We start from the raw sequence: 22587 nt of genomic DNA, 5'->3' as shown, positions 1-22587 counted from the left end.
CACGTGCATCGCGGCCTGGCCGCAGCCGTTCCGGTCGTACTGAAGTGCCGGCCTCGATCCGGTGCGCCGAGACCTTGAACCTGAGAAGGGCGCAGACGAGTACGTGCGTGTCGGACCTCCGCCGACAAGCACCGTCTTGCGAGATGAAGTGTGCACACACTAGACGTTGCGTCTACAGAAGACATCCCCATGACGAATCTGTTACCAGAGCGGCTCCTGGGTCTCCGTGGCGAGCTGCGGCGCACATGGCGGCTGAGCTGCACCAATGCGGCCGCAGGTCCGCTGGGACGCGGAGGGAGACATTTTCGGCGCGCATGGTTGGACGCAATCGTGGTGACTTTCAATTATGCGTATGGCATACGCGCCAACGTGCTGAGATGGGCGTACTTGCGTCCGGGGCGACCGGGTCACTGCAACGCATGCAGGACACCATGGCGGAGGGCGATCGATGTCGCACCTTGGCCGCAGTGCCCAGGGAGATTCTCGAGGACGTGACCGTCCGCGGACGAGCGGGTCGGGTGCCCGGCGGCGGAACGGGGCCGCCATCAGGCACCCGGCCACCCGACGTCGTCGGGTACTGCGGAACGTCATGCCCTCCGTGCCGCGGCCGACTCCCAGGCGGCGCGGGTGGACGAGAGCGTCGCCGCGGCGAAATCCTCGAGCGGAGCTCGGCGCCACGCGTCGGACAGGACTTCGACACTGATCACACCGTCGTAGCCCTTTCCGACCAGGGCGTCGCAGAAGCCGGCGAGGTCCAGAATGCCCTCGCCGGGCAGGACGCGTCGGCCCATCGACTCGGCGTGCAGGTCGGCGGAGACCATCTCCGGCGCGTCGGCGAACTGGACGAACCCGATGCGTTCCAAGGGGAGTTCGGCCATGTCCTGCCATGTGCTCGGGCCGCGGAAGAAGTGCCAGCTCTCCACTACCAGCCGGAACGCGGCGGGGTCGGCCGGTGCGGCCAGCTCCGCCAGATGCAGCGCCGCGCCAACGGAGTCGATGTCGCGGGTGGGCAGGAACTCCAGCGCGAATCCCAGGCCGGCGTAGTCCAGCGCCTCAACGCAGCGCCGCGTGTTGGTGGCCACGGCCTCGGCCGGTCCTGTGGCGACCGCGAGGACCTGCTGTGCGCCGAGGATCGGCGCCAGGCGCAGGACGTTGGCGAGACTTCGTGCGGTCGCATCGGCGTCCGCGCTGATGGACAGGGAGACCAGCTCGTAGCAGGGCAGGCCGACCTCGCCGAGCAGATCGGCCAGTTCCTGGGGCCGCAACCCCTGGCGTTCGTGCGCCAGGACGGACAGCACGTCGAGGCCGATGTGGTCGTACCCGGCGCGCGCAGCGGCGCGGATCTGCTGGGGCAGGGTCGGTGGCAGGTCGTAGTACGTCGAGTGGTTGAACGCGTTGAAGCTGTATCTCATGCGGGGACGGCACCGTCCTGCCCTGGTTGTGGGCCTGCGGGATTCGCCACCGCGGCGGACGACGCCTCGTGGGCCGACCCGCGTTTGCCCGGCTCCTCATGCCGCCGCTTGTGGCGGCCCTGGCGGCTTGTATGGCTATCTTAGCCATGATAGCCATGAAAGACGAGGGTCTCGGTAGTCGACGGAGCGCGAGGGCCTTTGAGAGCCGCCGTCGAGTCGGCTGAGACCGCGACCGCAAACTGTCAAGGAGCAAATATGGGTGTACGCAGTGTGGCTTCGGCCGATGTCGTGATCATCGGGGCCGGCTCCGCTGGATGCGTGCTGGCGGCCAGGCTCTCGGAGGATCCGAGCCGGTCGGTGCTGCTGCTCGAGGCCGGCCCCGACCATCGGGTGGCCGATTTGCCCGACGAACTGCGGACGTTGTCGAGGCCGGTGGCGTGGCCGTACAACTGGGGCGACCGCGTGGCGTCGACGGGCGGCCGCGAGCTGAACTACGCGCGCGGGCGCGGCGTCGGCGGCTCTTCGGCGACCAATGGGGCGGTGGCGTTGCGGCCCGAGCCGCAGGACTTCGATGCGTGGCCGCGCGAGCTGGGGTGGGATCGCATGCTCGCCTACCTCAACCGCGTCGAGAACGACCTGGACTTCGGTGCCGAGGCGTACCACGGCGACGCCGGGCCCATCCCCATCGTCCGGCACCCGGAGGCCGACTGGACACCACTGCAACGTGGATTCGTCGACGGCTGCGTGGCCGCCGGGCTGGAGTTCTGCGCCGACCACAGCCGCCCCGGATCGACGGGAGTCGGGGCGATTCCGATGAACCGCCGCGGAAGCGGGCGGGTTTCGAACGCGATTGCCTACTTGGAGGCGGCGCGCGGCCGAGCGAACGTGGCCATCTGGGGCGACTGCCATGTCGAGCGCCTGACCGTGGCGAACGGGCGTGTCATCGGCGTCGAGACCGCCGACGGCCGCAAGGTGTCCGCGGGGCAGGTCGTGCTGGCCGCCGGGGTGGTGCAGAACCCGCTGCTGCTGTGGCGCTCGGGGATCGGACCCGCCGGCCCGATCCGCGCGCTCGGAGTGCCCGTGATCCACGAACTCCCGGCGATAGGCGGCAATCTGACGGACCACCTGGTCATCTCGTACCGCGCGCCGGTCCATCCCGATGCCGCGCCGGACGGGGCGCCCACCTTGCAGACACTCGCCCGCGCTACGGCGCCCGGCTCGAGCCGCCGCCACGATCTTCAGCTCACGCCGGTCGCCCGGCGCAACCCGGACGGGAGCCGGGAGATCGAGATCAGCGTGGCACTGCAACTGCCGACCGGCGCGGGCAGCATCGCGCCGACCGGCAGGGGAGTGGGCGATCCGGCGCACATCGTCTGGCCGTTCGCCGCCGACCCTGACAACCGGGCACGGTTGCGAGACGGCTGGCGGCTTGCCGCACGCGTCGTCGCGGAATCAGAGCTTGCCCTCGACGGTGCGGCGCCACGGGATCCAGGTGACGACGCACTGGACCAACTGATCTCCGAAGGTCATTACGCCTTCTATCACGGCGTCGGCACCTGCCGGATCGGCGACGACCCGACGACGTCCGTGGTCGACGCCGCGATGCGGACGCACGGCCTCGTCGGCCTCTCCGTCGTCGATGCGTCTGTCGTACCGACCGTGCCCAGGGCCAACACGCACCTGCTGGTGACCGCCCTGGCGGAACTGGGCGCCGAACTGGTCGCCGCACGGGGCTGACCCCGGCAGCATCCGGATGCCCCGCTCAGCTCTCCGGCAGGGACTGGACCGCGACGCCGGGCCGCTCCTGAAGCGGGTGCGACTGCGCGAACTCGACGTGGCGGCGCGCCAGTCCGTGCGCGCCGTCCACGTCCCCGGCCGCGATCAGCTCGATGAGGTCGTGGTGCACCTCGAGGCCGCCTGCGATGCGCTCGGTGAAGTCCGAGCCCTCGGGTACCTCGTCGACCCAGTGCCGCTCGTGCGCGGACCACAGCGTCTCCGCAGTTCCCAGCAGGAGCTGCATCGTGGTGTTCCCGCAGAGCTGCACCAGGCCCTCGTGGAAGTCGCGGCACGCGCGGACGAAGGCGGGAAGGTCGTCGACCAGTCCGACGCAGCGCTCGTGCAGCTCGCGCAGCCGCGGCACAACCTCCGTGTCCCGGTCTTCACGGGCCGCGCACAGGCCGGCGCAGGTCGGCTCCAGGTTCCGGACCGCCGCGGCCAGGTCGTCGAGCGGCACACGCCGGCTGCGCAGCACCAGGCCGAACGTCCGGGCGGCATCGGTCTCGCTCGGCAGCCGGACGGCCAGGCCGCCGGTGTTGCCCCGGCGTACCGTCACCAGGCCTTCCGTCTCCAGGATGCGGATCGCCTGGCGCAGCGTGGTCGTGCCGACCTGGTACTCCGCCTGCAGCTCGCTCTGCTTGGGCAGCAGGTCCCCGTCGCGCATGCCGCCGTCGAGCACGCGGTCGCGCAGCACATCCGCCAACTCCTCCGCGACGCTCACGCCGCGGACGGGGCCGCCGAATCGGGGGGAGCGGGGCGCGGCGACGTCCAAGACGGCGTTCCTTCCTTGTCGCATACGGCTGCGGGGCGGCCCGGGGCCCTGCCCGGCCGTGGCTCCATCGTACGGAGCGTCGTGACGCCGGGCACACACCGGCACGACTCCATTGTCTAACTTAGCTAAGTTAGCTAACTTAGCGATCTCGCAAGCATCGAGAGGACTCTCATGACGTCGTCCGAAGACCGCCGCTACACCGTCATCTCCTCCGACGGGCACGCCGGTGCCGACCTGCTCGACTACCGCCCCTACCTGGCCCGCGAACACCACGACGACTTCGACCGCTGGGCCGCGCACCTGGTCAACCCGTTCGAGTCCGAGCACCTGCTCAGCAAGGCGCAGGACTGCAACTGGGGCAACGCGGTACGCAACGCCGACCTTGAAGCGCAGGGCATCGTCGGCGAGGTGGTCTTCCCCAACACCGTTCCGCCGTTCTTCCCGCAGACCCAGTTCTTCGTCCCTCCGCCGCCCTCCGACCCCGCCGAGTACCGGCAGCGATGGGCCGGCCTGCAGGCGCACAACCGCTGGCTCGCCGACTTCGCCGCGCAGGCCCCCGGCCGCCGCGCCGGCGTCGCGCAGATCATGCTCAACGACATCGACGACGCGGTCGCCGAGGTCCGCTGGGTCAAGTCCGCAGGCCTGTTCGGCGGCATCCTTGTCCCCGGCATCCCGCCCGGCTCCGCGCTGCCGCCGCTCTTCGACCCCGTCTACGACCCGATCTGGGCGGTGTGCGAGGAACTCGACGTACCGGTCAACCTGCACAGCGGCGGCGGCGTACCGGCGTACCCCCACGACCCGCGCGGCCTCGCCGTGCTGCTCTCCGAGATCACCTGGTTCTCCAACCGGGTCCTGGCCCACCTCATCTTCGGCGGCGTCTTCGAACGCTTCCCGCGCCTGAAGGTCGCGTTCACCGAGCAGGGCTCCGCCTGGGTCCCGCGCGAACTCGCCAAGCTGGACCAGTTCGTCCACGTAATGCCGCTCGACGGCACCGCCCAGCACTTCTTCGGCCGCGACATGATCAAGGGCCTGAGCATGCTGCCCAGCGAGTACTTCGCCCGCAACTGCTACCTCGGCTCCAGCCCGCTGCGGCCGGCCGAATGCGCGGTGCGCCACCAGATCGGCGTCGCCAACATCATGTGGGGCGCCGACTACCCGCACGCCGAAGGCACGTTCCCCTACACCCTCGAAGCCCTGCGGCTCACCTTCGCCGACGTCCCCGAGCACGAAGTACGCGCCATGCTCGCCGAAAACGCCGCCCGCTTCTACGGCTTCGACCTCACCGCCCTCGCCCCCATCGCCGCCCAGCACGGCCCCCGCGTCACCGACGTAGCCGTACCGCTGCCCCTCGAAGAGGTCCCGGCCGACGCGCTGGGCTCAGCCTTCATAGACCACTTCGGAACCACCCACCCCGCCCTGGCCGCGGTCCGCCAGTGACCCACCGCAGGGCAAGCGAGCGGCCCGGAGTCATGGTCGGTCCAGCAATAGTCGCAGCCGCGGATGGTTACGCGATGGCTCGAAATGCTTGGGCAGTCACTCGACACGTATGCCGCAGACTCGCGGCGGGATGGTCACAGCCCCCAGTCCAGAGCGAAATCCGCATGGTCACGTGCGCGCTTGCGTATGGCGTGTGTGTGATTGAGGGATGGGCCCTCGGGGCCGAGGAAGTACGAAGCGGAGAATTCGACCCAGTGGTAGTCGTCCTGGCGGCGCATGTCCCATGTCTCGGAGCCCATGCGCTGTTTCTCGCCGAGGACGGTCCAGAGCATGGTGAGGCCTTGCGCGGCAAGGGCGCCTGCCAGTTCCGATCGATAGAGCAAGCAGTCCGGGCCGGCTTCGGCGATAAGCGGATTGAGGACGTCGACACGTCCGCTGCCCCGGGTCCACCGCATATCGTCGAGTCTTTGTAGGTCGGTCGCCCTGGCCAGGGCGGCGGAGGGGACGAGGCCTTGTACCTGTTCGCTCGTCGAACGGTCGCGGTCGTGGGAGCCCATGTACCAGGCCGTGGTGGAACTCAGGGTGGCAGGGCAAGGAGCCGGGGGGCCTCCATGGCCTGGTTCGTCTGCCAGGTCCGCCCAGGAGGGGTGGTGGGGATGGTCTGCCAGCAGGAGCCCGCGTGCTTCGCCGGCCTCGGGCATCCAGCGCCCCATCCAGTGCTGCTTCGCGGCCCAGGAGGCCACGGCGTCGCGCTGGGTTGAAGGCAGAAGGTAGGACCGAATCTGCATCCAGGCGCTCCGGATCGGTGGATCCAAGGCGGCCTCGTCGGCGGTGAGAGGTTCGTCCCAGGTGTATTCGCCGTGGAGCGCGTACCAGAGCCCGCCAGAGCTGTCGGCGACGCGAATGAGGTCGATTGGGTTCGGCAGGCTGTCACAAGCAGCAAGCCAGCGGTCGGGATCGTCAGAAGGGAAGCCGGGTGTGGCCGGGGCGAACCAGGGGGTTGCTGGGGCCTTCCTTGGGGTTCGGTGAAGAGTCTGGAGGGTCAGCGTCGGGTCGATGTCCCTGAGTGCGAGGCTGCGGGGGTCGACGTAGGCCACTGATTCGGCCCAGTTGTCGGCCGACCGAACCTCGTTGTGGTCGGCGAGCGTTCCGAGGGCTTCATACAGGCCGATCCACTGGTACTTCTTCCCGATGCGCTCGGATTCTGCTTCTCGGCCGGGGTGGTTGTTATGGCCTCGATCGAGCAGCGCGAACGGTGCGGGTGTCCAGCCGAGTTCGCAGACGCGACGGAAGATGTACGCGATGACTCTCTCTATCTCTTCGTTACGGTCGAGTCCGGCAAAGTACCTGAGGTGAGAGGCGACAACCTTGTCGCGAAAGTCCCCCCATCTACCGAGTGACCGCTCGAGGGATTCGTAACCCGCTTCCGTGAGGCGACTGTCCGCGGCGGTATCCGGGAGGTCCGGCGTGGCGTACGGGGGTGTGAGCACTTGGTCGAGGCCGTCGGGCACCTGCCAGCCTGATGCGATTCCTGCCTCGAACGATCGACGCAAGTAGTCGCGCGTGAGTACGTGCTTGGGCCAGGGGTGGTGGTAGGAGCCTTCGAAGAGTGCTTGGGCGATCGACGCCCGGCACACCCCTGAGTTGTCGCGGAGCGCTGCTCCGCAGAGGGCGGCAGCGATGCGTTCCACGATGTACGGATCGTTGACCCGGCTGAAGTTGTGCGCTGTACGAGTGGCCGTTGCGGCGTGGCCGTCAAGCAGGTTAACCAGCGCTTTGGTAGCTCGGTCTCGAAGCGCGCGTCGGGTGGATGCCAAACACCATCCCAGCAGTGTGGCCACGAGGGCACGGACCTCGTCGTCGGCGCCTGCGCTGGCAGATGACCAGGCCCAGGACACGACAGCGTCTACTGCTTCGGGGCCGGTGTTGACGTACTGCGTCCACGTGGAATCACGAGCCGCCAGGCTCATCGCGTTCAGGTGCCTATGAAGCAGCTCGGCGTTGAGCGGGTGACCTGGCACCGTCGCGAGGCGTACGAGTGTCGTCCAGGCACGTTCAGGTTCGTCGTCCTTGAGTTCGTCGAGTAGCAGCCTCACGGTCTGGTCGGTAACCGATGCAGGGGACCGCCACGGAAGCGACTCGATCAGGAGCCGCGAAGCAGCGAATGACCATCGGTTGCTCTCTTCCCCGATGATGTCTGTGATCTCCAGTTGGTGCTTGGTTGGGATCGACACGGCCAGTGCTTGCATCAGCCCCAAGCCGGCTGTTCGCGTCACGCCCTCCAATACACGCCGCAGATCGTCAGTCGGGAGGTTGGTGAGGTGCTCGGCGGCGGCGACTTCGCCCAGACGCTGGTACCCGAAGACCACGGTGTTTCGGCTACCCATCGTGTTCCGGGTGAGCACGCCTTCGCGCAGCAGGCCGGCGAATAGTGAGGTGCTCCATGGGCGCCCGGGAAGGAGCGCCTCGCATATTGCCTTGACGTCCGCGTAGTCCATGCGGCCGCCTCCGGTCAGCACGGACTCAGCGAGGCTGGCGACAACCTGCTGGACCAGCCGTTCGGCGGGGTCGTAGTCACAGACTTCCGCTCGGGCAAGGCGCTTGTTGACCGAGGCCAGATGCGCGTCGTAGAGCCACGTGAGCGACACACCTTCGCGGGGGAAACGCGACAGCCCGCGTGCCTGCAAGGTCGAGCACAGCAACTTCAGGAACAGCGGATTCTCGTACTCGATGTCCAGCAGCGGGAAACTGGGGCGTTCGATGCCGTGGGCATCCAGGTAGCGCTTGAGGGCCACCTCGCGGGTCTCGGCGAAGCCGTCATGGACCAGTCTGGTCGCCCGGGCCCGTACCCCTTCGGGTACCAGATCACGGTCGAACGGTGAGCGGCAGGACAGAGCGACGACAATGTGGCGGTAGCCGAGGCATTGCTCGACGAAGCCCGCCAAGGACTTCTCCCACAGCCCGGGGTCGTCGGCTTCGTTGAGGGCGTCGATGATGAGGAGCGCCGGGGAACCGGCGGCTTCTCCTGCGGCATCGAGCGTTGCCAGCAGGTGCTCGCATGAGCCGTCGAACTCGACCTGCGCGGGGATTTGCTCGCTTAGTCGTCGGTGATCGAAACCCTGGCCCAAGAACAGCAACGTGGGCAAACCAGCGCTGCAGCGTTGCACAGCCGCATCGCACAGGAGGTGGCTCTTGCCGGTGCCCGGTTCACCAGTCAGGAGCAGTAGTCGTGTCCCTGCGGCAGACACCGCCTCGCCGACCCGCGCTTGATTCGCGGCCTCGACAGCGTCCGAAGCCGACTCGAAGCAGCTGTAGAGGCTGGCTGCATCGTCGTAGTAGTACGTGCGACCGTCCTCGTGGCGACCGCAGACCTTGTACAAGGTCGCGCTGAGGACCTTCAGCGCTTCGCGAGCAGCACTATTCGACGCAGCCCAGTCAGCCCATGGTTCGACTGTCTGTGCGACCCGGATGGCCTCGACCAACTCCCTGTCCAGGTCACCCAGTGCGGCCAGAACGCGCTCGATGAGCGGATCGAACTGATCCTCATGCCCTCTCGGGGAAGGCCAGTATCGCCTGTGCGCCGCAGCGCGCACCGCAGCGAGGAGTTCGCGCAAGCGGTCGGCGAACGGGACCGTCCGGCCGAGACCCTCCAGAGCCTGCGCTGCGGGCAGCTCCACATGCAGTTCCGGCGTATACCGCGGACCGGCATCGGTGATCGCCTGGGAAACTCGCAGCCGGCACCAGTCTGCCGACAGAACCGTCCGGTCGAACCAGTACCGCACTCGGCCGAGGTTCTCCGGAGCCCCAAGGGCTGTCATCAGTTCATGCAGGCCAACGTATTCGAAGGACACCTGCATGCCGCGGCCGGCCGCTGCAGCCCCCCATCGCTTCACCGCCTCAGACCACTTAGTGTGCGCGCTCTTCACGCCGGAACGATCGCCAGCAGGCCGGTCGTACGGCAACACCACCAGCATCCGAGTCAACCGGGTCTCACGGTCGAGGGCTGTGGTGATCGACCTGGTGATCTGACTAATTTCGCCGTCGTCCAGCCCGAAGTGGTACTTGGCCTGCCAGCTCCACACATCGCCCGAGGGAAGGACCCAGCGCCCCTCGCGTCCGCCGTCTGGATTGCCGAAACGCTCAACCAGGGTTCCCTGCGGAGGCTCTCCCAGGAGCCAAGGCATGAGTTGGCAAACCAATTCCTCGAAGCCATCAGCCTGGGAGCCCACAGGGCCGTGACCGCGAATTTCACGGAAGTTGATCGTCGGCAGCCCCACACCTAACCCCTCACCGATGGCATCCCGCACTGGACACTAACCCCGCCTGCCGACACGGGCAGCGGAAACCGGAAACGCCTATAGGAACTGGCATCAGTAGGTGAAGAGGCAGCACGCCTGTGAGCCGCACTAGCGGTGGGCAAGGTGCCAGGCCGTCGGCCCCGTGAGGGTGCCAGCTCTCGTCACGGCGGCAGGCTCCACAGTCGGAGCAGTGGGCGGCCTGCTGCTCGGCCTCTTCGCGGACACGGTACTCGTCCCTGCCTTGGCCGTGATCCTGCTCGTGCCTGCAGTCAAGCTCGCCCGACACGACTGAGCGCCGGATGCATGGCGTGCCGGTAGGTGACCAAGACTTCGACCGTGGCGACGGACGTGTCCTGCGCCTTCGTCGTACCCTGGACGTGTGAGCAGTTTCGTCCCGTGTGGGGTTCCCCGGAGCAGCTCGCTGGGCAGGCCATGTGACTGAATGTCACTGGCCTTCGGGACCACGGCGGGACCACACGGTGTGCGCACAGTAGGACGAAATGCATGTTAGAGAACGTCGGTGCGTGAAGTCGCAAGCTTCTGAACTGCCTTGATAGCAACTGGGGGTCAAGGGGTCGCAGGTTCAAATCCTGTCGTCCCGACCAGCGTTTACGCAGGTCGTAGGCCGTTCTCTCCATCGGAGAGGACGGCCTTTCCGGCACCTTGGGGCCGTGGTGGTCGCAAGGTGGTCGCACGCGTGGGTCGGCGACCTCGACCGTCACTCTAGGTGACGCCCGTTTCAGGCGAATTGCCGCCTTGGTGAGAGTGTCGGTGCCGCTGTTGGTGGTCGCATGGTGGTCGCGGGTCCTGTCGGACGTGTTCACAGCGAAGTCCCGTCTGATTTTGGGCAGCACTAACTGGCCCGTGCGTGCTTGCCGGGCCTGGACGACCGAATCCGCTACTGGATCAGCAGCCGTGGGCCGCGTTGTCGTCCGATGCCGGCTGGTGACCGGGTCTTGCTGAAGTAGGCGCTGACGAGGTTGCGCACGCCTCGGGTCGCCTCGGGTTCGTGGCCGACGCCGTCGATATCGGCCGGGTGGACCGCCGGTTGCAGTCCCGTGGTGTAGAAGTCGGCTCCCTGCCACAGCAGCACCGCGGTGCCCGCCGCCCGGGTGAGGTTGAGTTGTGCGGTGGCGAGGGCGTCCTGGATCGCGAGGACCGCGGCGCGTGCGGCGGGTCGGATGAGGTGGCTGTAGATGTTCGCGGTGGTCGAGACCGTGTCGTGCCGCAGGGTCTTGGACACCACGACCAGGGGGACGCCGGCGCTGATTGCGGTGGTGCTGGCGAAGTGGCGCATGTCGTGCATGGTGATGCGCGGGACGCCGGCTGAGTCGGTGAGTTTCCGGAATCGGTTCAGGACGGTCTGCGGGCGCATCGGCCGCCCGTCGTCGCGGGTGAACACCAGCCCGGCGTAAGGGTCGTCGCGCCGACTGACGGTTTGCGGCCCGGCCAGGGCGCGGCGTCACCGCAAGGCTGCGGCGACGCGTGGGGAGATCGCGATCCAGTTCTTGCTGGCGCGGGTCTTCGGCGCGGTCAGGACGAGACGTGAGTTGTCGACGGCGGAGAGGGTGTGGCGGACGTAGAGGACGTGGTCGTCGAAGTGGACGTCCTCCCAGTGCAGTCCGAGTACTTCGCCGCGTCGCATGCCGGTGCCGATGATCACCTCGCACAGGTCGGCCATGAACGGGTCGGCCTGGTGGCTGTGGTTGAGGAACCGCACCGTTTCCTCCGCCGTCCACACCATCCGCTCGGGGGCCTGGGGCCGGGGGAGCATGGTCGGCCGGGTCGGGTTGAACCGGAGCCGGCGTTGCTTGACCGCGTCCGTGAGGGCGCTGGAGAGCGTGGCCAGGCAGCGGTTCAACGTGACCTTGCCACGCCCGGCTTTGCGTTGCCGGCGGACGAATCCTCTGATGTGCCGGTGTTTGAGTTCGTCGAGGCGGATCCCGCCGAGGGCGGGGATCAGGTCGTTGCGGACGTAGTCGCGGTAGCGGACGAACGTCGTCGGCTTGAGGACGAGTTCCTTCTCGGCGAGCCAGTCGCGCAGGTAGGCGGCGACCGTCTGGTGCGGATCGCCGTCGAACCCGTGCGTGTTCCCGTCCACCATCATCCGCAACGCAGCACGTGCGCTGTCTTCGTCGGGGAATCCGCCGCGGCGCACGGTGTTCCGCTTGCCGCCCGCAGGGAAGTCGACGGCGCAGTACCAGGTTCCGTGGTCCTCATCGGCCAGTTTGGGGCAGCGTGCGCCGAGGTGGCGGCGGTCGGGGTCGCGGCAGCCACAGCGGCGGTAGACACGACCAGGTTCGTTCGAAGTGCTGATGACGACCGCCTTGCAAGGGGTTGTTCGCGACACGGGGCACACCAGTGTCGGCCTCGCGCCCACCACCGCGACCACCAGCCCCCGATCGGGGCTGTGACCTGCAGATAACCCCTTGTTGCGGTGACAAGTGTGTTGCCAATGGGTGGCTTGGTCACCCCTGCCGGTCGTCGCGAGGTGGGTCAGCTGATGATGTGGTCGGCGGGGTCTGGGTTGCGGAGCATGGCCCAGTAGTCGACGAGGCGCCAGGGATTGGAGGTCACGACGCGGCCCTTGCTGTTCTGGTAGTAGCTGCGGACGCTTTGGTGGTGACTTGGTTGTTGTGGGCGTCCTGGCGGGGGTCGATCGCGCGGGCGCCGTGGGCGTGGAGTATGGCGATGTTTTGCAGGACCTAGTGGACCTGGGCTCGGCGACGATGTTGACGCCTGCGCCGTGGTTCGGGGCGCTGTTCTGGCAGCCGACGATGGAGAGGTGGGGAAAGCCGGGGACTGGCCCCAAGTGTGCACGGGGGGCGTCGGTGCCCGGGACGTCGGTGAGTGCGGTGTCCGCGCGGCCGGTGATCGCGACGCTTGCTGAACAGCGGGTATGGGGGATCGCACGCTCGTGCAGGTAGGTGCGGTCGCCGAGTTCCTGGTCCGCGTAGTCGAGCAGCCTGGCGGACTGTCTCGTTGGCTTGGGAGGCCGAGTCAGGGGGTCGACCACTCGGGGATCCATGACGACGCGGACGAAGTTGCCGTCGGAGGCGAGCCAGTATGTGAAGAAGCGTCGTCGATGATGGCGGGGCCGACCTGCCTGGCGCTCGCGCGGCCTACTCGGTGGTCTCGCGTCCGTCGGGGCAACGGGTGGTGAGTTACCGGCGGGCGGAAGGTTCGTCGCGGGTGCACGAGAGCCCTGCGGTCTCGAGGCTGGTGTCGTTGCGCAGGCCGTCGACGCAGCGCTTTACGTTGTCGACGAAAATTCCATCGGTGCAGGTCAGGTGGCATGTCGGTATTCGTGGATGGTGCCGCCGAGTCGGTCGTGTCTGCCGCGGGAGTTCGTCGGGGTCGGTGATCGGTTCGGGGCCGGTTGTGGCGGCGCTGCTTGGTGGGGTGCGCGGTGTGGTCGATCAGGTCGCCCTGGTGGCAATGGTTGAGGAACCGGGCCGTTTCCTCGGCGGTCCAAGCCGTGTGTTCGGGAGGCTGGGCGCCTGCCGAGCAAGCCTTCGCTTCGGGCGAGATCGAGTGTCGCATCGACTGCCAACCCATCAGGATGCTGATATCGCGGCCAACTTGATGGCTTGAATACAGCCTGCTTGTCTGCGCCGCTTGCCCGCAGCCGACGACGATCCTCGGCCGTTGCCTGGCTTGCGCGCTGGAGCCGGTGGCGCATCAGACGGCTTCGGGTATAACGACGTTATCCGGCCCTATGGTTGCCTACCGCGTCGGCGAGAGCTGTTGCCCCGCGTACCGATCATGGCGGTGCACAGAGAAGGGCGGCCGATCTCACCAGGCAAATCCCGCCATGGTCACCACAATGGGGATCCAAAGAAGTGTTTGAGTCCCACACGTCTGGACCATATGGTGCCTCCCGGTAGGCGCCTTCTACTGCGGTGAAAACAGGGCGTTCCTTCAGACCCCGGAACTCGTGTGCCCCGGTCTCGCATCAGTCCTGGGGTCCATGGACGTTGGAGCGTACGGTTGCCCGGCGATGCGAACATTCTGGCGGCGATACCGGAGCTGCCGTCCATCCACCTGCCGCGGCGTAACGTACTGGACGAGATTGACCGTGCACCTGCGGTGCCGCTGACCCTCGTGACCGGCTTCTCCGGAGCCGGCAAGTCCACGGCCGTCGCGGCCTGGGCGCGTGGCAGACCTCGGGTCGCGTGGCTCAGCCTGGACGCGGCCGACCGCAACCCCGAGGTGTTCTGGCGGTCTGTGGTCTCCATGGTCGGGCAACGTCTCGATGAGACGCTTGCCAAAGCGTCGGCAGAATTGTCGCGCCCGCGGACATCGTTCCACGGCGTGGCGGTCGCGTTGGCCCATGATCTCGAGCGAGTGCGGGAACCGCTCGACATTGTGCTGGACGGAATTCACGTTGTAGATGAGCGCGTTCACCGCAGTCTGGCTGTCCTTGTGCCCCGACTTCCCTGGTCCGTCCGCGTGGTCGGGACGTCTCGGTGCGGTCCTTCCCGTGCGTTGTCCGCTCTCCGGTCGGTGAACTGCCTCCGCGTCCTGGACCCCAGTGTCCTTCGCTTCTCCATCACCGAGACCCGCGAACTCCTGCTCTTGCACGACATCGTGCTGTCGTCCCAGGATCTGGCGCTCCTGGACGAATCGGCCGATGGGTGGGTCGCCGGAATCGGATTCGCCGTCCGGCTCCTGAAGAAGCAGTCCGATCCCGCGGTGGCTCTGCGGATGTTCGCCGAAGTCGACGGAACCACAGCCCGCTACTTCAACGAAGCCGTTCTCTGCGACATCCCCGCCGCGCTTCGGCGCTTCCTGCGGGACACGTCGGTCCTTGAGGTCCTCGATACCGCGAGGTGCGTCGCGCTTACCGGCCCGGCTGGGGCCTCGCTGTTGGAAAATGCGGTCAATGCCAGCCTGGTGGCCACCCCTCCCGGGGACGAGGAGCCGCCCCGGCACCACCGGCTCCTCGGTGCCCACCTGCGGAACCGGCTGCGCACGGGGGACCCGGAACGCGCGACTCGGATGCACCGCAAGGCCGGCGAGGCGTGCGCCGCGCAAGCCGACGTCGACGGTGCGGTGATGCACTACTCGGCCGCCGGGAGAGATGACCTGGCCTTCCGCACCGTCATCCAGTATGCGGTCGAATGGTGCGGCCAAGGGGAGAGCGAGCAACTGCTGCGGTGGGCAGGGTTGTTGGAGCGTCTGGAGCGGCGCTGGCACCCGACGCACGCGGTCGATCTTGCCATCGTGTTGCTGTTGGCGGGCTCGGATCGGGCGCACACGTATCTTCAGGCTGCCGAGCCGTTCATCGACCAATTGCCGCAGGACTCCCGGGTCCGGTTCCACGTGGCCGCCTCCCTGCTTGCGTCGCAGTCGGGGGATATCGTGCAGGCCCTCGCCGAGGCCGCTGCGGCACGCGCGAGCGGCGCCCCTATGGACCACCCGCTTTTCAAGCTCTTCACGCTTCACCTCGCCCGCATGCATGTGTGGCGGGATGACCTCGCCGCCGCGGCGGCGGAAACCGCGCGACTGCGGCAAAACGCGCAGACGACCGTCGAACGGGCGCTCTATCTCGGGGTCGAGGCCTGGGTGCAGGCCGTGGCCGGGGACCTTCGGCAGTCGTCGCAGGACGCCGCGACCGCCGCGCAGATTTTTGAGGACATGGCCGGGGAACCGAGTTCGGCGAGCGCCGATTGGATGCGGGCGGTCGGACTGGTGGCGCTCGAACGCCATGACCTGGCCCGGGCCGAGCAGTTTTTGATCGGGTCGCTCGACCTCACCTTGGGACGTCGTCGTACGTATTCGCTCACCACCCTGGTTGCGCTCGCTCAGCTTGCGAATGCCGCCGGAGAGGTCGACGAGGCGTGGCGATGGTGGGAGAAGGCGCGCGGGCTCCTGCAGCACCACGAAACCAATGTCCTACGGGACTTGGTCGGCGGACTGGAGATCCGATTCGCGCTGTCCGGCGGGGAGGTGACGCGTGCGGCCGCGCTCCTTCCGACCATTGCGGTCGACAGCCGCCGCGCCGGCTTGGAGGCCAGGGTCGCCTTGGCCCGGGGCGACTCGGCGGCAGCTCGGACGGCGCTCGTTCGCATGCCCCATCGAACGCCGCGTGAACGTTTGTTGGCCTCTATGTTCGAGTTGCGGACCTGGTCTTTGGAAGGTGGCGAGTCCGTCGCGGGGCGTCTGACCGCACTGGTACGGAGTGCTTCGGTCGACGGGTGGGTCCGCCCGTTCCACGAGGAGATGCCCGAGCTCCAGGTGCTTTTGCCGGATGCGCTGGACGACCAACTACCCTCGGATTACCGTAAAGCACTGCAACGGGTTGTGTCTGGTAGCGAGCGGGACTCCGGTGCTGCGGTCGATCCGCCGCATGTGTACGAGGAGCTCAGCCGGCGCGAGTTGAAGGTGCTCGACTTGCTGGCGTCGGACCTCAATCAGGGCGAGATCGCGCGTCGCCTGTTCGTCTCGATCAACACGGTCAAGACGCAGATCCGTTCGATCCACCGCAAGCTCGGGGTCTCGTCGCGGGAAGAAGCTGTGCGGGTGGCCCGTCATCTCCGTCTGCTGTAGCCGCGGTTGAAGCTCGCTTGAGGAATCGGCGACCACCGGTCGCTCGGCAGTCCGGCCTGAGGGTCTCCTCCACGACATGGCCGTGCCGATCGGCAGCGAGGCGTGGATGGGGCGTGCGGCGCTCCGGGTTCACCGTCCCGCACGAAGAGGCACCAGCCGGCGCTCTCCTCTGAACCGCCGCACATTTCACCTTCGTTTGTCCTTGACGCTCGGGGCGATCAGCGGTACGGGATTGCGAACTTCGGCCCCGACCAACGCGGTCCCTCTCACCCCGTGCGCCCCATGTTTCACCCTTCGCCTGTGTTGAGACGCCTTCCACCACGCCGGTTGAATCGCCAATGCCGTCCATATTGGTCCGGCCGAGTACCAAATCCCGTGATTTCCAGGGGGACATCCCCGGCGTCGCGGATCCTTGGGACGCCCATGCCGGGCGGCCTCGGATGGCCTGAGAGAGGGAGGATGCAAGGTGCTCCATCAGTTCTTGCAACACCGATCACCGCAGGCGAGACGAACCGCCCGTCGTACGATCCGCGGTGGACTCGCAACGGTCACCGCAGTGCTCCTGACCGCCGCGACGTTCCTGGCGACGCCGGCCTCGGCCGCCCACCCGAAGCCCGCCGGACCAATTCTCAAGTCGAAGCTCGTCACCGAGGCCCAACCCGACGAGTGCTTCCGGGAGATCGGGGACCACCGGCCGATGCCGGACTCCGGCAAGTGCCCGGCCGGCTACCAGGCGAAGATCAACCAGTCGTACCCGTGGGGCGGTGCCGTGTCGGGCAACTACGCCTACGTCGGCACAGGTGCCAACATCGTGTGCGCGGGCACCCAGATCTTCCAGTACTCGACGCCGTACCGGTCCGGTGGGAGCGTGTGCGAGTACGGGGAGGGCCCGGACGACTCGGTCGAGCGCTACGGGCCCGGTGGAGGCGACAGCCGTACCCCGAAGATTCTGCAGATCGACGCCCGGACCGACGCGGTGAAGGACATTACGCCGGTCAACGACCCGTACCTCCCGCATGTCGCGGGTCTGCGCGGCGGATTCGCCCACGGCAACCTCGTCATCCTCGGCGGCCCCGTGCTCGCGAGCGACGGTTCCGGTAAGACGGTCGGCGTCGGGATGTTCGCCTTCGACGGCTCGACGGGCCGGTTCCTGGCGTCGACACAGGACAGCACACTCGGGAATGTGCGTGTCGGCGTCGAGGCCAGTGACGGAAACCTCTACGTGGCCGCGCGTGCCAACGGCGCCTTCGGCGGCCAGATCCTCAAGTGGACCGGCACTCTCGAAGACCCGTTCCAGTACGAGGTCGTCGGCACCCTGCCGAACGAGGGCGGCTACATCATCGAGCACCAAGGCCAACTCATCGTCTCCGGATGGGCGTACACGGACCCGTCCGCCGGCATCCCCGGATCCGTCACGCACGGTCCGGCGCAGCTGTGGGCCAGCCGCAGCCTGAACTCGGGTCCGCTGACCCCGGCCGACGCGAACGGCTGGAAGTCGTTCTTCAGCTACACGGACTACGACCCGGATCCGGTCATCGGCAAGTCGATGTACTGGGGAGCGCTCGCATCGTGGCGAGGGTCGCTGTACGTCGGTACCTACCAGATCGACACACATGGCACATCGATCCTGTCTCTGTGGAACGAGTACGGCAGGCCGACCAGCGAGCGGCAGAAGCTGGCCGACATCAGCAATGCGGCCCGCCCGACCTCGGTGCTCCGCATCGACCGCCCCGGCGCGGACAACCAGGCCGTGACCTTGCTGTACGGCAAGGAGAAGTGGCCTGTGCGGGACGCGAACGGCACTTGGACGGACACGCCGAACAAACTCGGCCAGAAGCCCAAGTTCGGCGACGCCGGATTCAACGGGAACCCGTACAACGCCTACTCGTGGACCTTCACGGTCTTCGAGAACAAGCTCTACATGGCGACGGCCGACCTGTCCTCGATTGTCGGTCAGGTGGCACCTCTCTCCCAGGCACTCCTCCAGGAGAGCGACCTGTTCCGGCTGTACCAGGAGTACATCGAAGGCCCCCGCCTGCGCGATCAGTACGGAGGCGGCGACATCTGGCGGATGGACAACCCGGAGTCGCCGGCTGTGGCCGAGACTCTCAACGGCTTCGGCAACGCGTCGCGCTGGGGAGTGCGCATCTTCCTGCCATTCCCGCAGCTGGGCCACTTCTACGCCGGAATGGGCGGCGGTGACAACCTGCGCACCGGCAAGGACCGGGGCGGCTTCGGTGTCTACAAGCTGACACCCGGCAAGCCCGGCAAGCCCGTCCCACCGAGCAAGCCCCACTACGGGCCTGTCCTGCCGGCGTTCGGCGGAGCGTGAGGCGGTAGGAGGCGATCTGCGACGGCCTTACGGACGCCGGTCTTGACGTCCACTCGGTCGCGCGGGCGGCGTGCCGGTCGAGGTGCATCCTCGACCGGCACGTGCGCATGCGGCCGACTCGCTGCTTCGCCGCACTTGGTGGTGGGCCCGGCCGGACGGTGCCGACGTCGGCCGATCTGCTGGTCGCGGTGAACGATTTCAACGCGGTTGCGATACCGGGATGCACCGATGACCCACTGCCGGGAACCCCTGTTGACCGCCAGGGGATTCGGATAGGTTCGGGACGGCCGCTGCGGACCGATGACGGGGACAACGCCATCGCCGGAGCGGCCTTTCCCATGGCGCGATTCCGAGCCCTGCCTCGGCCTGTCCGCTGTGCCCGGCGAGCGGCTACGTGGCCCGTGGCTGTATCCGCCCACACATCTTCCGGAACCGGCAAGGTCGGTTCCGATTAAGGCTTTCCGTGGGGTTACCGGCGTGTGAAGTTTGCCTCGCCCCCCGATGACCGCGACCCTTCGGTCGCGGTCCGGGGGCTGCCATGTCGTGTTCTCGACATCCTTCGACAGGAGCCCCCATGAGACTACGCAGACCAACGCCGCCCCGCAGACTGGGCGCACTCGGCACGGCGCTCGCGGCGGTTGCGGTCGGGATCCTCGCGGGTCCGGCCGGCTCGGCCGCAGCGGTCGGCGGACCGCCACTGGCCACCGCGCAAGCGACGCTCGACGCCGCGTTGCACTGCCCCGCTTCCTACCCGCACACCGACAAGGCCCCCGTGTTGCTTGTGCACGGGACCGGTGTGGACGCCGTCATGAACTGGGAGTGGAACTACGCTCCTGCCCTGCGTGGCCAAGGCTTCGACGTGTGCACGGTGGACCTTCCCGGGAAGGCCACCGGCGACATCCAGACCGCCGCCGAGTACGTGGTCAACGCGATCGACCGGATCCAGGCGGCGGCCGGACGCAAGATCGACGTCATCGCCCACAGTCAGGGCAACCTGGAGGTCCGCTGGGCGCTCAAGTTCTGGCCGGAGCTGCAGGGCGACGTCGACGACTTCGTGAGCCTCGGCGGGCCGGTGCACGGAACCACGCAGGGGAACCTGTTCTGCGTGCTGCCGTGTGCGCCGGCGGCAACGCAGATGAGCGTGGGGTCGAACTTCCTCGCGGCCCTCAACAGCGGTGACGAGACCCCCGGTTCGGTTTCGTACACCTCGATCTACACCCGTGACGACGTCGTGGTGACGCCGTTCTGGACCGCGGCCATGGACGGCGCGAGGAACATCACGGTGCAGGACCTCTGCGGCGTCCGCGCGGTCACCCATGTGGGTCTGCTGTACGACTCGGTCACCTACGAACTGGCCGTCGACGCGCTGACCCACTCCGGCACCGCCGACCCGGGTCGACTGCCGTGGTACCGGTGCCTGGACGACCCCTATGTCCCCGGCGTCAGCGCTGCCGACCTCGCCTATGCGGCCGCGGTGGTCGACCCGTCCGCGGCGGTCGCCCTGGCAGCGGCACCTGCGGTCTGGAACGAGCCGCCGCTACGCCCCTACGCCCGGTGACGCTCAGGACGTACTCGACAACCGACTGACCTGCCCGGTCAAACGCTGCGGGAGCCCACCCCTGGGCTTCCGCAGCAGCGTTGTGCCCGCGGACACCGCACGTCCGCATACGGATGCTCCTTGCCCACCTTCTCATCTGAATACTGAATCACGCAAACGTGCGCCGTGGATCCTCTTGACAAAGCCAGTCGTGGCGAGCGAAGTTAATCTTCGCTAACTCGATGAAAGGAGTCTCATGACGCGCAGAGTGCTGGTGGCCGGGGTCGGCATGATCCCGTTCGCGAAACCCAGCGCGGCGGAGCCGTACGACGTCATGGGGGCCGGCGCCGTCCAGGCGGCGCTCGTCGACGCAGGGCTGGACTACACGCAGATCCAGCAGGTGTACGCCGGGTACGTCTACGGCGACTCGACGTGCGGTCAGCGCGTCGTCTACCGGTTCGGTCAGACCGGCATCCCGGTGCTGAATGTCAACAACAACTGCGCGAGCGGTTCGTCCGCACTGTGGCTGGCCCGCCAGGCCGTCGCGAGCGAAAGCGCCGAGTGCGTGCTCGCTGTCGGCTTCGAGCAGATGCCCCCCGGTGCCCTGAGCGCCAAGTGGCAGGACCGTCCACTCCCGCTTACCGACTTCATCGAGACGCTGCGCTCGGTGTTCCCGGTTGTCGAAGGCGCGCCGCTGACTCCGCAGTACTTCGCCGCTGCGGGTGCGGAATACATGGCGAAGTACGGCATGCCGGCGGAGACCTTCGCGGCGGTCTCGGTCAAGGCGCGTCGGCACGCCGCGGACAACCCGTACGCGGTGTTCCGAGACCCGATCAGCGTGCAGGACGTCCTCGAGTCGCCGCATCTGGGCGGCCCGCTGACCCGTCTCCAGGCCTGTCCGCCCACCTGCGGTGCCGCTGCGGCGATCGTCTGCAGCGAGGATTTCGCCGCCCGCAACGGCCTGCGCGCGGACGTGGCGATCAAGGCCCAGGCTCTGATGTCCGACGAGCCGGGCATGTTCGAGAAGAAGAGCGCGATGGCACTGGTCGGTTCGGATGTCACACGCGCCGCCGCGAACCGCGTCTATGAGCAGGCCGGCGTCGACCCGCGGGACATCAAGGTCGTCGAACTGCACGACTGCTTCACGGTCAACGAGGTGCTCAGCTACGAGGCACTCGGACTGTGCGAGGAGGGTGGCGCCGAGCGCTTCATCGTCGACGGCGACAACACGTACGGGGGTCGTGTGGTCGTCAATCCCTCTGGTGGCTTGCTGTCCAAGGGACACCCCCTGGGTGCCACGGGCCTGGCGCAGACTGCGGAGATCACCTGGCAACTGCGCGGCGAAGCGCACGCCCGGCAGGTCGAGGGCGTCACGCTCGGCCTCCAGCACAATCTGGGCCTCGGCACGGCCGGTGTCGTCACGCTGTTCGAAAGGCTGGGCTGACATGGCGATCGACCCGGCGATCATCGGCTCCCGTACCGCCGAGCACACAGTGGTCGTCGAGCGCGGCCGCCTGCGCTTCTTCGCCCACGCAACCGGCCAGGCCGATCCGGTGTACTGCGACCCCGACGCCGCCAAGCAGGCCGGGCACCGAGACCTGCCGGTACCCCCGACATTCCTGTTCTGCCTGGACATGGAGCGCCCGAATCCGGGCGCGTTCTACCGGGACCTGGGGATCGACATCCGCACGATCCTGCACGGCGGACAGGCGTTCACCTACCACGCGATGGCGTACGCCGGGGACCGGCTCGACTTCGCGACGCGGGTCACCGACGTGTACGCGAAGAAGGGCGGAGCGCTCGAGTTCATCGTGCGCACCACCGACGTGACCCGCGACGGGGAGCCCATCGCCGAACTCGTCACCACCACGGTCGTGCGGCAGATCGCGGCCGACCCGACCACCAAGGAGGCCTCGTCGTGATCGTCGGCGAAACCCACGGCCTGGCCGCTCCGCGGATCACCCGCAGCACACTCGCCCTCTACGCGGGCGCGTCCGGCGACCACAACCCCGTGCACATCGACACCGACGCATGCCGTGCGGTCGGCATACCGGACGTGTTCGCGCACGGCATGCTCTCGATGGCCTACCTGGGGCGCCTCCTGACCGACTGGGTTCCGCAAGAGCGCATCCGCGCCTACGACGTGCGGTTCACCGCCATCACGCCGGTCAACGACACGCCCGTCTGCACCGGGACGGTCACCCGCATCCAGGGCGACTGCGCCCACCTCGATCTCAAAGTCGCCTTGCCCGACGGCACCGTGACGCTCACCGGTTCCGCCGTCATCGCGCTCGGCTGACGTTCGAGCGACCACTTCGTCCGCACACCGGAAAGACAGGGAAGAGCATGGGTACGTTGGATGGTCGGGTTGCGTTGGTGTCGGGGTCGGGCCGGGGCATCGGCCGGGAGATCGCGTTGAAGCTCGCCGCGGAAGGCGCCGCGGTCGTGGTCAACGACCTCGACCCGCAACC

Annotated in this window: 15 protein-coding genes; 10 read left to right on the top strand and 5 right to left on the bottom strand. The window is 67.7% G+C overall.

Annotated elements, in window-relative coordinates; genetic code table 11:
- Positions 1–587: 587 nt before the first annotated feature.
- Positions 588–1412: a sugar phosphate isomerase/epimerase family protein gene (locus LZ495_RS41385; protein WP_235058408.1), complete on the bottom strand. Its 825-nt coding sequence runs from the start codon at positions 1410–1412 to the stop codon at positions 588–590.
- A gap of 255 nt (positions 1413–1667) precedes the next feature.
- Between LZ495_RS41385 and LZ495_RS41380 the strand changes: the two genes are divergently transcribed.
- Positions 1668–3149, top strand: coding sequence for a GMC family oxidoreductase (locus tag LZ495_RS41380; RefSeq protein WP_235058407.1), 1482 nt, complete (start codon positions 1668–1670; stop codon positions 3147–3149).
- A 25-nt stretch (positions 3150–3174) separates the two neighbouring features.
- Here LZ495_RS41380 and LZ495_RS41375 read toward each other — a convergent pair whose 3' ends face one another.
- The gene (locus LZ495_RS41375) at positions 3175–3960 is read right to left on the bottom strand and encodes a FadR/GntR family transcriptional regulator (protein WP_235058406.1); all 786 of its coding nucleotides are present in this window, start codon (positions 3958–3960) and stop codon (positions 3175–3177) included.
- A 171-nt stretch (positions 3961–4131) separates the two neighbouring features.
- On the opposite strand from LZ495_RS41375, the gene LZ495_RS41370 reads away from it, so the two are divergent.
- On the top strand, positions 4132–5397 hold the full coding sequence (locus tag LZ495_RS41370; RefSeq protein ID WP_235058405.1) for an amidohydrolase family protein: 1266 nt from the start codon (positions 4132–4134) through the stop codon (positions 5395–5397).
- Between the two features lie 134 nt (positions 5398–5531).
- Here the strand turns inward: LZ495_RS41370 and LZ495_RS41365 are convergent, their stop codons facing one another.
- A complete protein-coding gene (locus LZ495_RS41365; RefSeq protein ID WP_235058404.1) occupies positions 5532–9674 on the bottom strand; it encodes an NACHT domain-containing protein in 4143 nt (1380 codons plus the stop codon).
- 163 nt (positions 9675–9837) lie between these two features.
- On the opposite strand from LZ495_RS41365, the gene LZ495_RS41360 reads away from it, so the two are divergent.
- Positions 9838–9987, top strand: coding sequence for a hypothetical protein (locus tag LZ495_RS41360; protein ID WP_235058403.1), 150 nt, complete (start codon positions 9838–9840; stop codon positions 9985–9987).
- A 606-nt stretch (positions 9988–10593) separates the two neighbouring features.
- Here LZ495_RS41360 and LZ495_RS41355 read toward each other — a convergent pair.
- Both LZ495_RS41355 and LZ495_RS41350 read right to left on the bottom strand, forming a co-directional pair.
- Positions 10594–11148 (bottom strand): tyrosine-type recombinase/integrase, encoded by a 555-nt coding sequence (locus LZ495_RS41355; RefSeq protein ID WP_268824022.1) that lies wholly within the window; start codon positions 11146–11148, stop codon positions 10594–10596.
- Between the two features lie 9 nt (positions 11149–11157).
- Entirely contained in the window at positions 11158–12045 is an 888-nt protein-coding gene (locus tag LZ495_RS41350; protein ID WP_235058401.1) for a site-specific integrase, read from the bottom strand.
- Between the two features lie 1640 nt (positions 12046–13685).
- Between LZ495_RS41350 and LZ495_RS41345 the strand changes: the two genes are divergently transcribed.
- The 7 genes from LZ495_RS41345 to LZ495_RS41315 form a co-directional block, all read left to right on the top strand.
- The gene (locus tag LZ495_RS41345; protein WP_235058400.1) at positions 13686–16247 is read left to right on the top strand and encodes a LuxR C-terminal-related transcriptional regulator; all 2562 of its coding nucleotides are present in this window, start codon (positions 13686–13688) and stop codon (positions 16245–16247) included.
- 556 nt (positions 16248–16803) lie between these two features.
- On the top strand, positions 16804–18579 hold the full coding sequence (locus LZ495_RS41340) for a hypothetical protein (protein WP_235058399.1): 1776 nt from the start codon (positions 16804–16806) through the stop codon (positions 18577–18579).
- A gap of 574 nt (positions 18580–19153) precedes the next feature.
- Entirely contained in the window at positions 19154–20137 is a 984-nt protein-coding gene (locus tag LZ495_RS41335; protein ID WP_235058398.1) for an esterase/lipase family protein, read from the top strand.
- Between the two features lie 235 nt (positions 20138–20372).
- Positions 20373–21560, top strand: a complete 1188-nt coding sequence (locus LZ495_RS41330) for a lipid-transfer protein (protein WP_235058397.1) — start codon at positions 20373–20375, stop codon at positions 21558–21560.
- Between the two features lies 1 nt (position 21561).
- A complete protein-coding gene (locus tag LZ495_RS41325; protein WP_235058396.1) occupies positions 21562–22038 on the top strand; it encodes a MaoC family dehydratase N-terminal domain-containing protein in 477 nt (158 codons plus the stop codon).
- Positions 22035–22415 (top strand): MaoC/PaaZ C-terminal domain-containing protein, encoded by a 381-nt coding sequence (locus LZ495_RS41320; protein ID WP_235058395.1) that lies wholly within the window; start codon positions 22035–22037, stop codon positions 22413–22415. Before LZ495_RS41325 ends, LZ495_RS41320 begins: the two co-directional genes overlap by 4 nt.
- Positions 22416–22462: 47 nt before the next feature.
- On the top strand, positions 22463–22587 hold a 125-nt coding region (locus LZ495_RS41315), incomplete at its 3' end, for an SDR family NAD(P)-dependent oxidoreductase (RefSeq protein ID WP_235058418.1).

Source organism: Yinghuangia soli (assembly GCF_021502675.1).
GTDB lineage: Bacteria > Actinomycetota > Actinomycetes > Streptomycetales > Streptomycetaceae > Yinghuangia > Yinghuangia soli.
This window is presented reverse-complemented; position numbering and strand designations above follow the sequence as displayed.

What these genes read in the sequence shown, in the direction of transcription:
- LZ495_RS41385 (WP_235058408.1), bottom strand. Translation starts at nt 1,412, where the DNA reads ATGAGATACAGCTTCAACGCGTTCAACCACTCGACGTACTACGACCTG.
- LZ495_RS41380 (WP_235058407.1), top strand. Translation starts at nt 1,668, where the DNA reads ATGGGTGTACGCAGTGTGGCTTCGGCCGATGTCGTGATCATCGGGGCC.
- LZ495_RS41370 (WP_235058405.1), top strand. Translation starts at nt 4,132, where the DNA reads ATGACGTCGTCCGAAGACCGCCGCTACACCGTCATCTCCTCCGACGGG.
- LZ495_RS41335 (WP_235058398.1), top strand. Translation starts at nt 19,154, where the DNA reads ATGAGACTACGCAGACCAACGCCGCCCCGCAGACTGGGCGCACTCGGC.
- LZ495_RS41330 (WP_235058397.1), top strand. Translation starts at nt 20,373, where the DNA reads ATGACGCGCAGAGTGCTGGTGGCCGGGGTCGGCATGATCCCGTTCGCG.
- LZ495_RS41325 (WP_235058396.1), top strand. Translation starts at nt 21,562, where the DNA reads ATGGCGATCGACCCGGCGATCATCGGCTCCCGTACCGCCGAGCACACA.